The sequence below is a fragment of the Xenorhabdus siamensis genome, assembly GCF_037996745.1.
Taxonomy (GTDB): Bacteria; Pseudomonadota; Gammaproteobacteria; order Enterobacterales; family Enterobacteriaceae; genus Xenorhabdus; species Xenorhabdus indica.
In genome coordinates, this window is record NZ_JBBMXE010000009.1 from 222,672 (window position 1) to 235,963 (window position 13,292).

General features: G+C 40.9%; 12 protein-coding genes and 3 pseudogenes. 7 read left to right on the forward strand and 8 right to left on the reverse strand.

Translation table 11 applies throughout. The features are described 5' to 3' along the window. Positions 1 to 6: 6 nt before the first annotated feature. The 4 genes from AAC852_RS10120 to AAC852_RS10135 form a co-directional block, all read right to left on the reverse strand. Positions 7 to 369, reverse strand: a complete 363-nt coding sequence (locus AAC852_RS10120; protein WP_340620922.1) for a cupin domain-containing protein — start codon at positions 367 to 369, stop codon at positions 7 to 9. Positions 370 to 373: 4 nt separating this feature from the next. Further along, on the reverse strand, positions 374 to 1,732 hold the full coding sequence (locus AAC852_RS10125) for an aspartate aminotransferase family protein (protein WP_340620923.1): 1,359 nt from the start codon (positions 1,730 to 1,732) through the stop codon (positions 374 to 376). Between the two features lie 112 nt (positions 1,733 to 1,844). Continuing rightward, a complete protein-coding gene (locus AAC852_RS10130) occupies positions 1,845 to 2,879 on the reverse strand; it encodes an IS630 family transposase (RefSeq protein ID WP_340620924.1) in 1,035 nt (344 codons plus the stop codon). Between the two features lie 78 nt (positions 2,880 to 2,957). Next, on the reverse strand, positions 2,958 to 4,214 hold the full coding sequence (locus AAC852_RS10135; RefSeq protein WP_340620925.1) for a SidA/IucD/PvdA family monooxygenase: 1,257 nt from the start codon (positions 4,212 to 4,214) through the stop codon (positions 2,958 to 2,960). Positions 4,215 to 4,867: 653 nt separating this feature from the next. On the opposite strand from AAC852_RS10135, the gene AAC852_RS19990 reads away from it, so the two are divergent. Then, positions 4,868 to 4,981, forward strand: a complete 114-nt coding sequence (locus tag AAC852_RS19990) for a hypothetical protein (protein WP_422824283.1) — start codon at positions 4,868 to 4,870, stop codon at positions 4,979 to 4,981. A 59-nt stretch (positions 4,982 to 5,040) separates the two neighbouring features. Here the strand turns inward: AAC852_RS19990 and AAC852_RS10145 are convergent. Further along, positions 5,041 to 5,232: pseudogene (locus tag AAC852_RS10145) on the reverse strand (transposase DNA-binding-containing protein); the annotation flags it as partial. Positions 5,233 to 5,264: 32 nt separating this feature from the next. On the opposite strand from AAC852_RS10145, the pseudogene AAC852_RS10150 reads away from it, so the two are divergent. From AAC852_RS10150 to AAC852_RS10175, 6 genes and pseudogenes are all read left to right on the forward strand, one after another. Continuing rightward, positions 5,265 to 5,576 (forward strand): annotated as a pseudogene (locus AAC852_RS10150) (winged helix-turn-helix domain-containing protein); the annotation flags it as partial. Further along, positions 5,568 to 5,846 (forward strand): annotated as a pseudogene (locus AAC852_RS10155) (IS1634 family transposase); the annotation flags it as partial. The pseudogenes AAC852_RS10150 and AAC852_RS10155, both read left to right, overlap by 9 nt. Positions 5,847 to 6,008: 162 nt before the next feature. Then, positions 6,009 to 6,566 carry a SecY-interacting protein gene (syd, locus tag AAC852_RS10160; protein ID WP_340620926.1) on the forward strand — a complete coding sequence of 186 codons (558 nt, stop codon included), beginning with the start codon at positions 6,009 to 6,011 and terminating at the stop codon, positions 6,564 to 6,566. A gap of 600 nt (positions 6,567 to 7,166) precedes the next feature. Continuing rightward, positions 7,167 to 7,517: a YqcC family protein gene (locus tag AAC852_RS10165; RefSeq protein ID WP_340620927.1), complete on the forward strand. Its 351-nt coding sequence runs from the start codon at positions 7,167 to 7,169 to the stop codon at positions 7,515 to 7,517. A 5-nt stretch (positions 7,518 to 7,522) separates the two neighbouring features. Next, a complete protein-coding gene (gene truC / locus AAC852_RS10170; protein ID WP_340620928.1) occupies positions 7,523 to 8,284 on the forward strand; it encodes a tRNA pseudouridine(65) synthase TruC in 762 nt (253 codons plus the stop codon). An 81-nt stretch (positions 8,285 to 8,365) separates the two neighbouring features. Next, the gene (locus AAC852_RS10175; protein WP_340620929.1) at positions 8,366 to 8,812 is read left to right on the forward strand and encodes a flavodoxin; all 447 of its coding nucleotides are present in this window, start codon (positions 8,366 to 8,368) and stop codon (positions 8,810 to 8,812) included. Between the two features lie 86 nt (positions 8,813 to 8,898). Here the strand turns inward: AAC852_RS10175 and AAC852_RS10180 are convergent, their stop codons facing one another. From AAC852_RS10180 to glnD, 3 genes are all read right to left on the reverse strand, one after another. Further along, a complete protein-coding gene (locus tag AAC852_RS10180; protein ID WP_340620930.1) occupies positions 8,899 to 9,285 on the reverse strand; it encodes a DUF3461 family protein in 387 nt (128 codons plus the stop codon). A 76-nt stretch (positions 9,286 to 9,361) separates the two neighbouring features. Next, positions 9,362 to 10,186: a 2,3,4,5-tetrahydropyridine-2,6-dicarboxylate N-succinyltransferase gene (gene dapD, locus AAC852_RS10185; RefSeq protein WP_422824284.1), complete on the reverse strand. Its 825-nt coding sequence runs from the start codon at positions 10,184 to 10,186 to the stop codon at positions 9,362 to 9,364. Positions 10,187 to 10,249: 63 nt separating this feature from the next. Continuing rightward, positions 10,250 to 12,904: a bifunctional uridylyltransferase/uridylyl-removing protein GlnD gene (gene glnD, locus AAC852_RS10190; protein ID WP_340620932.1), complete on the reverse strand. Its 2,655-nt coding sequence runs from the start codon at positions 12,902 to 12,904 to the stop codon at positions 10,250 to 10,252. Positions 12,905 to 13,292 lie beyond the last annotated feature (388 nt).

Consider the following 13,292-nt stretch of genomic DNA (forward strand, 5'->3'; position numbering starts at 1 on the left):
GACATATTATACCTTCATTTCTGCCAAAAATTTTGACGCACTATCCTGACTCCACCATATTGAATAAAAGTGGAAATCCTGATTACTGTTATTAATGACATGATGCTCAAAATCTAATGGAATGCGGATCAGATCACCTTTACTTGCCATATAAATATCATTACCCACTTTGATCTGAGCTGTTCCCTCTATTGCAATAAACATTTCAAATTCATCGTGTGCATGCAAGCGGCTAGTTGTCCCTGCCCGCACAATACACCAGGCACCACCAAATGGAGATTGTAAACCTTCCCAAGGCAATAGTCTTGAACCGTCAAGATCATATTCGTGTTTTAATTCATTCCAGTTCATTTTTCGTAAGACGGTCATGACATTATCCCTTTTTGTGAGTTAATTTATTATAAGAAGTAAATGTTTTCTCAAGAATTTGCAGTGCTTCATCCAGGGTTTTGATATTAATGTTTAATGGCGGTAATAACCGAAGCACAGTATCACCACGGCCACCGAGTTCGGTAATAAGCCCATTTTGCAGTGCGAGTTTTTGTATCTCTCTGGCACCTTTTCCGTCGGCCTGTTTCAATTCGGGATCTAATATCTCCACCCCTAACATCAGACCTTTTCCGCGAATTTCACCAAGGAATGGGAAATTAATTTTCAATGTTTTCAATTTTTCAATGATAATTGAAGACATTTTTTTCACATTATCTAAGATATTTTCCTTCTTAATTATTTGAATCGCTTTTACACCGGCACTAAATGCAAGTTGGTTTCCTCTGAATGTACCGATATGATTTCCTGCTACCCAATTTTTAAGCGTTTTTTTATAAAACATTAATGCTGAAGGAAGCCCTATTCCACTAGTACCTTTCGATGTGACAAAAATATCAGGTTCTATATTATATTGCTCAAACGCATACCAGGTTCCGGTTCTGCCGCATCCCGTCTGAACTTCATCAATAATCAGAGGAATGTTGAATTCTCTTGTTAGTTGATAAACTTTAGATACAAAAGATTTTTCAGCAACGTAAAGGCCACCTTCCCCCTGCACTAACTCCAGAATAATAGCGGCAATATTTCCAAGACCTGAATTTGCATCTCTTAATGCCGTTTCCAGAAATAGTCCTGCATCAATCTGCTGTGAGTTCATCACCCAACTGGATAGAGATTGTGATTCTGAACCGAACGGAAAAAAATGTACTCCCGGCATTAACCCCGAAAAAATTTTCTTCATCTGCCGATTACCTGTCAGCGATAAAGCGCCGATCGTACAACCATGATATCCGCCTCTGAAACTGATAATTTCCTGATGGCCCGTTGATGCTTTTGCTAATTTAATTGCCGCCTCTATAGCATCAGCGCCTGTAGGCCCGCAAAAATGCAGCTTATGCGATTCACGTAGTTTTTCAGGCAACATACTAAAATGTGCTTCCGTAAACGCTTCTTTTATAGGGGTAGGAAAATCTAAACCAAGACATAATTTTTTCGCCTGCTGATAAGTTTCATCAACTAACTCTGGATGGGAATGCCCCAATGGCAATGAGCCAGCTCCTAACAGAAAATCGATAAATACGTTGCCATCAACATCCTGTACGTAAGGACCACTGGCTCTGTCTAAAGCGATGGGTAACTTTTTCGGATAATATATTGCATCTGATTCCCACTGAGCCTGTTTTTGTAAAGCGAGTTTTGATCTTGGCCCAGGAATATCTGTTTTAATGATTATTTTTTCCATTTTTATTGACCTGTTTTATCAAATATTGGTAATGATTCTGGTTAGCCTTTGTGACGTACAATAGATTTAATAATTTCCTGAGATCTTAATGAAACTAAATACCTTTTCATAATTATGAGACTTCCATATTTCCTATTCCTTTCCAGCTACTTGCTGAGGCTGTATTCAAAAAGATCTTAATTTTTTTGATCAATTGCCACATGTACTGGCAACAATGATTTCGTGTGACCGTTTCATGCAATGAATGCCATAACCGTTCTATTTTATTCAACCAAGGCGAATATACCGGAAGAAATAACAGCGTTACCGTTGGATTTTGTGACAACCAATCTTCAACTAGCCGACTGGTATGGATTCTGTAGTTGTCTAAAATAATTGTCAGTGTTTTTGCGTGACGATAATGGGCTTTTAACTTTTCTAACATATTGATAAATAATTGAGAGTTTTTTCTTCCGTAACCGGTATAAACGATTTCTCGGGTTTGGACATGATAACAACCCGCAAAGTAATATTTTTGATTTTGGCCCGGAGTAATAATCCGTTTTTGCTGGCCCCTGAAACACCAGTCTGAACCCATCTTGGGGTTAAAGTGGATATCCACTTCATCTTCATAAAACACCGGATTTTCGCTTGAAGCCTGCAATAATGCCTGATTAATACGCACCATTTTCTCTTCATACTCCGGATCAGGCAGGTTTAATGTCGGGGCAGCCCGCCGCCAAACGATCTTATTTTGACAAAAGAACCGGTAAAGTGTACTGATTGAAATTTTCACATTAGCTATTTTTTTGATTTGTATGACAAAAAGTTCAAGACTCCAACGAGAGCGGATATATTTGAACTGCTGGGGAGAAAGCGTCAACAAATAGGTGATTAAAGGAAGGAGGCAGGTTAAGTTCCATCGGCGAGGACGTCCCGCAGGCTGACTTTGTAACCCTATCCAGCCGTCAGTTTTGAAACGTTTTATCCAGCGCCATACGGAAGATTCTGCGGCGCAAAGCGCTTCAGCGATTTGGCAGACCGATTTTCCCTGATAAGCCATAAGAATGGCCAGAATGCGAATGCTGTACTGTTTATTACGTGTTTTTTGTGCCGTTTTTTTCATCAGGCGCCGTTCATTACGGGAGATTGGTGGTAGGATAGGCATAACTCAGTCCTTCTTTTTGCTTTTTTGTTTGTGGAAAATCAAAATTCGCAAAAATTGGACTGAGTTTCTTTGATACTCCTACCATTTTGAAAAGGCATTTAGACTGATAGAGCCTGCATCTCCCATACCATGAGAGGTTTCACATAATCCATTAAGGTATATATTGAGTTTTTTCTCTTCGGTAAAACCTATCCGATAATCTCGATTTATTTTTATTTCATCCGATTCAGTATTAAATAAATGTGATTTTATCAATTGTAAAATTTTGGGGTATTTTTCCTGATTTTCTTCGACGCCAATATCGCGGAAACCTGTCGCAGAAACGACTAAGTCAACAGTGATTATTTGTGTTTTCTCATCTTCATATGCATTCTTCAAAACTATTTGCACTTTTCCGTCAACAATCGTAGCATTTTTTAAATCAACAGAATTATGTATCGTTATTTTTTTATCACCAAAATATTTATCCCGATAAATATTCCGATAGAGGGTATCTAATACATCCGCATCGGAAGCTGCATAGTTTGTCAGATTTAAATCATTTTTAATCCGTTGCTTATTCTCCCTTGTACTGTTATAAAAAATATCAATAAACTCTGGGAAATATACTTCTCCGGTGAAAGGTGAAGTATCTTTTAGCCGATAGCCATACTTTCTGGAAATGCCATGAATCTTCAGATGAGGGAATCGTTCTGATAAGTAGACTAATATCTCAATAGCTGACTGGCTGCCGCCAACAACGGCAATGCTTTTTATTTCGCCTTTTTCTATTTGATTAATGACTTTGTTAAATTTAACTCCATGAATAATATAAGAACTTTCCAGTCTTGATAAAATATCTGGAATGTAAGGTGTCCTCCCCGTTCCTATAATGAGGTTTTTACATCTGTATTTTCCGTTTTTATCGGTTGTTACTTCAATGATATCTTCCCCTGTGATTTCATGGCGGAGGATTTCAATTGAGATTACTCTGGTTGCATACTTTACCTGATGTTCAAAGTGATCGGCAGCCCATTTAATATAATCTTTATATTCATATCGATATGGAAAATGAAGCCCTAAATTCAGATGTTCGAATAACCTTCCTTTTTCAAATAAATAATTGGTGAATGAATAGTAACTTCTTGGATTACGTGGGGTTGCTAAATCCCTCAGTGGGTGATTTTGTATGTCGGAATTATCTAATAAAAGCCCCGCTTGCCATTGTGAAGTTTCTTCTTGCTCGAAAAATATTGCTTTTAAATTTGGAAACTCTTCTTCTAATACTATAGCTAAAGATATATTTGAAGGACCAAAGCCAATCCCAATGATATCTAGAACAATAACTTTTTCCATTGTCTCATCTCTTTTTAAAACAATTAAATTAAAAAATTAATTTTAGTTGTATTTGTCACTTTAAATAACATAAGTAAATTTTTTTATAGAATTAAATTCATATTGGTTTAGCGTATAAATTACTTTGTATAGCAGAGTAATTTCTTGTTTTTTTATTTTTTCGATAAAAAACTAACTAATTGTTGTAAATTAAAAATTAACATATCACATATAATATTTAAATATAAAGCGATTTTATTTAAATCATAAATTGAGTTTTACTAACCATGTATTTAATTTAACTATTACTTAGTTGTCTAAATATGTATAGGTTTTCGCTCATTTCGAAGAGGCTACATACATTATTTTATTGATATTAAATGAATTTTATTTTTATAGATGTAATTTAAACACATGCATAAAGGCACCGTATTAATATATCAATCGTCATTGACAATGTTTGATTCTTCATTCAAAACATGCTTAATTCTTATGGAGATTCATCTAACATTAGGCCAAAAACACACTCTTGAATTGATGCCGATGCACTGAATTTCGGGAGTACATCTTCGTTCGGTAGGGGAAGCGGCGCCGGCCTCCCCCACCTGTTAAAGCAGCAGTTTTCGCCCGAAACCCCGAATCTTCAGTGGTGTAGTGATATTACGTATATTCGAATTCATGACGGCTGGTGCTATCTGGCAACTGTGATAGATTTATTCTCCTGCCGCGTTGTCGGCATGGCAATTCCGCTTCACCGGATGCAGAGTTGGGTGCAAAGCATTAAATAATGTTTTAGAAATCCGTTGAATTCCTGTCTCTTAATCAGACACCATGATGTTATGGGGAAAAATGCCAGAGACGTGGTGTCTTCTAAGGCCAGTAGGCAATCATAGGCATTAGCGTGTGCCTCTATGGCAGCAAAACCTGCGTTAGCAATGGCCTGAAGAGAAACAGATTGATTACGATTGAAGCGGTAAATGGCTTCAATATCGGCAGGAGAACTGAAAGATCTCACAAGGGATTGTCCTGAATACCGCGCAAATTGTTGCTTGTGTCTAGACGCACTGGTAGGTGACTTTCACTGTGGCCGGGATGACAAAATGGCTCTACCGTCAGGGGTTCAGCTACAAACAAGATGCCGATGGGGACGCCTCATAACTTCGATGCGGATAAACAGTAACAGTTTGTTGAGACCTACAACGCGCTGAAAGCTGAATGTGGCCAACATGAGCCTATTTTGTTTATTGATGCCAGGCATCCTACTCAGACCACAAAATTAAGTTATGGTTGGATGAAACGCGGAAGAGAGCATGTCAAGTGGTCGAAACTACAGGCAGCCGTACCCGCTTCAACATCATAGGCGCACTCAATTTGCAACGGATAGAAGCGCTGTTAATGGTGATGACAGATTGTCTCATGGTCTATGCAGCACTGGAGCATAAAATTCGCCATGAATTGAAACAAAGTATGCCGTTTTTCCCTGATATGAAAAACAAACCGACACAATCCCCCACCGCGCGTTGAGTGTTTCTGGCCTTTGAAGGGATCAGCCCCTTTGAATTTCAAGAACATAAAATGGTGACAGGAATGCAATCTTACCACCATGAGCTATTGAGTTTATTAGGCTCACAATATAAAGCGGTTTATTCCTGAATTAGGTGCGGAATGACGGATAAATAGTATTATTTTTCATACTATTACTTTATGGAAGTGATGCCGCCAGAAATCTATTGGGTATAGTTGTTATTTCGTTGAAAAACGTATAGGAATGGATAAAACAGCAGTATTGGACTGAAAAATGGAAGAAATAATCATATGACCTTCAATGTAACAGAGACACTTTCTGACTTTACCAAACGCTATGTTGAACTGTGGCAGAAAGAAACAGGGTTACCGCCCGCCAGCAGCGAGCTGTATGGTGTACCTTCACCTTGTATCGAACGGACGGGAGATAATGTAGTACACTGGCTTCCCAAGCCATTTTCTGTCCGGGAAAAACTCAGTAAGGTAGAAAATGCGCTGGAGATCCGTTTGCAAGACTCAATCCATGATTACTATGTCACGCAGTTTGCTGGTGATATGACTGTCAACCTTGAGGAGCAATTTCTCAATTTGATTCAGGTATGGAGTGAAGATGACTTCATCCGATTGCAGGAAAATCTGATAGGCCATCTTGTGACGCAGAAACGGCTGAAACTTCCACCTACGGCATTTATCGGAACAACGGATACAGAGATGCAACTGGTTTCTGTATGTAATCTGACGGGGCAGGTGATACTTGAACAGTTTGGCAGCCATGAACGAACCATCATATCTACTGATTTAGCGACCTTTCTTTCTACTATCAGCCCTGTGACAGTATCAGTCCTGTGACAGTTTTGTAGATGCAGATATCGGTTTAATCTTTTGTGAGATATATCTTACATAGAATGTAAGATATATCTCATAATCATATAATGAATATCTTTGATAAATATTATTTTTATTTTATATCAATAATATGCAAATTATTATCACGATATCTTTCTTATAATGTTCTTCTTCTGCTGATTCAGATAGCTTGTTTCGGGCCACCGAATAATAGATCCTTTTGTTGTTCCGTTAGGAATCATAGCAAAAAAATCATTAAGGAACCGAACCATCAGGAAGGTGGCTCAGGGACGAATAAAGTATAGGCAGGTTTGTCGGATACTATCAGTATAATGATCTTTTAAGGAATAACTGACAGGGACGTATTTTGTCAGGGAATGAGCAGGAAGCGACTAATTTAGCAGGATTGCTATGACAATCAAATAAGAGGGGGAGATTTTGTCTCCCCCTCTTATTATGACATTTTATCTTGTTATGACACTTTATCTTGCCACAAATTTTCCGCTGAAATTGAACAATGGTACTCTTACGGTCTAATGACGTGATGGCAACTTCTGTCATCAGAACAGCAGTCATCAGCACAACTAAGATAAGATAAAAACTATGAGTATCGAGAAACAAATTCTACATAAATTACAGCTTATTGAAGCCACTATGAAAACCGTTGGTTTATGGCAGAGCTATCCTCCTAAACCAGAAGCGTTTGAAAGCACAGAACCTTTTTCAATTGATACTATGGCTGCTGAAGAGTGGCTCCAGTGGGTGCTTATTCCGAGAATGTGTGCTTTGATTGAACAGAAAGCCTGTCTACCGACGGTGTTTGTTATCGCCCCTTATTTTGAAGAGGTATATAAGGAAGAAACCAAACATTATTTGCCGTTGCTTGAGCACCTGCGCGAATTGGACAAGCTATTTGTACAGGAACATTTTACCCAGAATAGTGACACGGAATAGTTGATATGCTGGAGATTATTTATCAGGATGAACACATTGTTGCTGTGAATAAACCTGCGGGCTGGTTGGTTCATCGTAGCTGGTTGGCTCGTCATGAAACCGTGTTTGTCATGCAGACATTACGTGATCAACTGGGGCAGTATGTTTTTCCTGTTCATCGGTTGGATAGACCGACATCGGGCGTTTTGTTGATGGGACTGTCAAGCGAAGTGGCAAGAACACTTTCTCAACAATTTGAATACCAGCAGATACAAAAAACCTATCATGCGGTTGTGCGTGGTTATGTCGAAGGGCAAGATATTATTGACTACGCATTAATGGAAGAGTTGGATAAAATTGCGGATAAGTTTGCTGATACGGATAGGGAAGCACAATCAGCAATTACTTATTACCGTGCATTAGCGAAAGTCGAATGTCCGGTTGAAATTGGGCGTTATCCGACATCACGGTTTAGTTTGTTGGAACTGAAGCCCAAAACTGGCCGTAAGCATCAGTTGCGGCGGCATATGGCGCATATCCGTCATCCCATCATCGGGGATACTACACACGGGGATTTGCGCCAAAATCGAGGAGTTGCTAAATATTATCAAACGGGCAGATTAATGCTGCATGCAAGCCATCTTCAGCTTCAGCATCCGGTGACAGGAGAAAATCTGTTGTTGACTGCCCGATGGGATTCACCGTGGCAGCATTTGCTTGAACAATTTGGCTGGCAAGGTGTTGTACCAGAGTTGGAATGTCCACGTCTGATAACTTTCGAGTTGTAGCCAAAAAATAGCAGCTTGAAACATAAAGGGGCCGACCACTCACGAATAAAAGCAGTATCAAACATTAAAGAGATCATATCTATGGCAAAGATTGGTATTTTCGTTGGTACAGTTTATGGTAATGCGCTGGCGGTTGCGGAAGAAGCGCAGCAAATTCTTGAACAGCAAGGACATGAGATCGAGGTCTTTGAAGAAGCGACTTTGGAACAATGGCAAGTCTATTTGCAACAGATTGTTCTGGTGGTGACATCAACGACCGGACAAGGTGATCTGCCTGATAATATTCAACCGCTTTATACCGAGTTGAGTGATCAATTGGGCTATCAGCCTGATTTACGTTATGGCCTAATTGCATTGGGTGACAGTAGTTATGATACATTTTGCGGAGGCGGTCACGCCTTTGATGAACTGTTACAAGAACAGGGCGCTAAACGGATCGGAGAGGTTTTGCTGATCGATGCCGCTGAAGTGGTCGAGCCGGAAGTCTTTGCCCAGGATTGGGTTGAGGAGTGGGGAACCCTACTATAGGATGTCTGTCACACCGCTTATCCCCTTCATTTTGATCAGGTCAATTTACGAAGAGAAATAAGCGGTGTATGACACGGCTGATATCGTTACTTACGAGTCAGTTTTTCTAAATCCGCTTCGATTTCTGCAATCTTATTGGCAACAACATGCTCAAGGTGACGTAAGTCATCCAGAATTTTGTGTTTCAAATCTACTTCTGACTGGTCACGCTTACAGATTTGATCTAACTCTTCAAGCACATAACGCAGATTAGTGTTGATTTCTTTGACTTCTTTATAACCTTGCCCTGAATTATTGTCAGATACAGTTTTCAGTTGGCGTGGGTATTTGAATTTAACGCTTTTGGCAAAAAATTCGCCCTTATCCTTACGAAAATAAATCTTAAGAATGTCGTTATTCGCTTCCTGACGGAGGCTATAGCGATCAATATCTTCAGGATGTGTGATCCCCAAACTCTTCAAGTTATCGTACATAGCGCATCACCTATTCACCTAAATGAAATGGAAAATATCAAAAAAACAGTAGATTTATTATCCGCTATTAAAAGAATCAGTCTATTGTGCGTAGCAATTCATTAATGCCAACTTTGCCGCGAGTTTTAGCATCCACCTTCTTCACAATAACAGCGCAATACAGACTGTAGCTACCATCTTTGGAAGGTAAGTTGCCGGATACGACGACAGATCCTGCTGGTACACGGCCGTAGTGGATTTCGCCAGTTTCACGATCATAGATCTTAGTGCTTTGACCGATGTAAACACCCATTGAGATCACGGAACCTTCTTCCACGATAACCCCTTCTACGATTTCAGAACGGGCACCGATAAAGCAGTTGTCTTCAATGATGGTTGGGTTGGCTTGCAATGGTTCCAGAACACCGCCAATGCCAACGCCACCAGACAAATGAACGTTTTTACCGATTTGGGCACAGGAGCCGACAGTTGCCCAAGTGTCTACCATTGTACCTTCATCCACATAGGCACCGAGATTGACGTAAGATGGCATTAACACTGTATTACGTGCAATATATGCCCCTTGACGGACTGCCGCAGGAGGCACGACACGGAAACCTTCTTTTTCGAAACGAGCCTGATCATAATCAGCAAATTTCATAGACACTTTGTCAAAATAGCGGCTTTCAGCTCCTTCCATAACTTGATTGTTATTAATACGGAAAGAGAGCAATACTGCTTTTTTCAGCCATTGATGTGTGAACCATTCACCTGCGATTTTTTCAGCGACACGTAGATTACCGCTGTCCAGCATTTGAATCACTTGATTAATGGCGTTACGAGTTGCTTGGTCAACGGTTGCAGGTGAGATGCCGGCGCGGTTTTCAAATGCATTTTCAATAATGGCCATTAATTCGGTCATGGATTGTAATTGCTGCATTGGTATGGGGTCCCTCATATTTAGTCAAATATTGGTTAGTTAACGTTATACTTTATCCTTGGTGTTAAGGGCTTCTGTCAACCTTTCTGATAATTCTTCTCTGATTTTTTTATCCAGTGCCTGGTGATCTTTATCAGCCAGCACAAAAAGATCTTCCACGCGCTCACCGATAGTTGTAATGCGGGCACCATGTAGGGAAACCCCTAATTCAGCGAAAATACTGCCAACCCGTGCCAATAGCCCTGGTTGATCCAACGCAACCAGTTCCATATAACTACGGCGGGGATTTTGTGTCGGTAAAAAGTTCACATTAGGCGGAACATCAAAATGACGTAATTTAGCGGGCAAATTACGTGTTTTAGGAGCTTTGGGATGAGGTGCATTAATGGCTTTGAGTAAAGCCCGGCGAATGGGTTCATGACGATCTGGTGCCAGTGAGTGATCGTTCGGATCCAGTATGACAAAGGTATCCATCGCCATTTCATCCCGATTAGTAAAGATCTGGGCATTATGGACGCTTAAGTTGCGTCGATCTAACTCTCCAACAACAGCAGCGAAAAGAGAAGGCCGATCCTGGCACCAGATGAAAATTTCCGTTCCGCCATGAGAAAATGAAGTACTGATTAATACCATTGGTTCTGGTGATTGATGGTTAACCAGATGGCTGGCGTGCCAGGCTAATTGATCCGGTGTATGACGCAAAAAATAATCTGCATGGCAGCGACTCCAAATATAGTGTAGCTTTTGTTCGTCAATATTCTCCTGTCGCAGCAGAGCCAGTGCCTGCAAACGATTGTGACGGATATGATCACGTAAATCAGGTGTATTCTGTACTCCCTTGAGTAACTGGGTTTCGGTAGCAAAGTAGAGTTCACGCAGCAGGCTCTGTTTCCAATTATTCCATAGCTTGGCATTTGTGGCGCAGATGTCTGCAACGGTCAGGCAGAGCAAGTAATTCAGGCGATTTTGATTTTTGACCTGACAGGCGAATTGCTGAATGACTTCGGGATCTTGGATATCTCGCCGTTGTGCAGTGACTGACATCAGTAAATGATAGTGAACGAGCCACTCTACTAATTCTGCTTCACGATTTGTCAACCCGTGTTGTATAGCAAAGGTGAACGCATCTTTGGCACCCAGTTCGGAATGATCGCCGTTACGTCCTTTGGCGATATCATGGAAAAAAGCAGCCAGTCGCAACAATTCAGGTTGTGGAATACGAGGATAGAGTTCGACACATACGGGGTGAAGCATGCGGTTATTTTCATCAGCAAAGCTTTCCAGCTTCTGCAATACCCGGATAGTATGTTCGTCAACGGTATAAGCATGGAACAAGTCAAACTGCATTTGACCGACGATATTACTCCAAAGTGGCGTATAGGCGCTTAAAACACTATGGCGATGCATTGGAAGCAAAGCGTTTTTGACCGCATGAGGATGGCGCAGGATCTCCATAAATATTTTTCGGGCTTCGGGCAGCTCACACAAAGGCTGGCTGAGATTTCTGCGGGCATAGCGAAGTTGGCGCAATGTCGTGGAGTAGATCCCTGTAATCTCCTGATGGACTGCCATGTGATAAAACATTTTCAGAATTGCGGCGGGTTCACGGCTAAACAGTGTGTCATCAATAACATCAATAAGTTCTCCCCGTAACTGAAATGCATCATTCAGAGCGCGTGGCTTTTCGTCAGGCTGTAGTGTCAGAATGGCTTCATCAAAGAGTTGCAGCAGCATCTCATTCAGTTCAGTGACACGGCGTGTCATGCGGTAAAAGTCCTTCATCATCTGCTCGACGGGTTGATTGCGTTCACCTTCATAGCCGAGCAGCCGGGCTACACTGAACTGGCGCTCAAACAGCAGCCGGTTGTCATAACGGGTAACCGTCAGATGGAGGGCAAAACGGATATGCCAGAGAAAATTCTGGCATTCGTTTAATTCATTACGCTCTTCGCGGGTCAGAAAGCCAAAATCGACCATTTCATCTAAAGATGTTGCCCCGAAATGGCGGTGAGCAACCCAAAGTAAAGTATGAATATCACGCAATCCCCCAGGGCTGCTTTTGATATCGGGTTCCAAATTGTAGCTGGTGCTGTGATAGCGTTGATGACGTTTTTTCTGTTCAGTCAGTTTGGCAGCAAAAAATTGGGCTGATGGCCAGAAATCATCACTGAAAACTTGCTTCTGCAAACGCAGGAACAGCGGTAAGTCACCACAAATTAAACGGGATTCGATCAGGTTTGTGGCGATTGTCAGATCAGCAAGTCCTTTTTCAAGGCACTCTTCGAATGTTCTGACACTGTGGCCGACTTCCAGGCGAATATCCCAGAGCAGCGTAATGAATTGCCCGATGCGGGTTGATTGTTCTTCAGTCAGTGGATGTTCGCTCAGAACCAGCAGGTCAATATCAGAAAGAGGGTGCAACTCCCGTCGGCCATAACCACCGACCGCAATCAGGGAAAGTGAATCTATCTGATCAAACCCTTGTTGCTGCCATAACCGTATCAGAAGCCTGTCAATATAATCACTGCGGGTATAAATCAATGCTGTCGGGGAAATGCCAGCTTTGAACGCTTGCTCAAGCCACAATTGAAACTCATCAATATGTTGTTTCAACGCGGGACATCGAAGATCATCATGGGAAAATTCCACCGGAGACAGAGGAGGAATGGGGGCGTGCGCAAAAGCAATATCAACTGGCATATTCAGAAACCTATGATAAGAAAACTGTGGGATGAACAGGCGTTAGTGGTCGATGGGACAGTTTATGTACAAGGGCTGCATTTATCAATATCCTATTCAGCAATCACCTGATAATTTTATGAAATACCAGACTCATATAAAATATTCAATGTATGGTCAAGAATATCATTATTCAGATGTTCCACGTCCAATTAAACATTCAATCAGTTTATATCTGAAAAAGCCGTCAATATCATCGTCACAATAAATACGCAAAATATGTGAAAATCCATATTATTTTAAATTAGGAATAAGGAGCAGAATGACGGCCTATGACAATCTCATTGAGGAGAAATTGAGAACCAGTGCACTGGGCGTTAACATAAATAAACTCCCTTAATAATTAAAT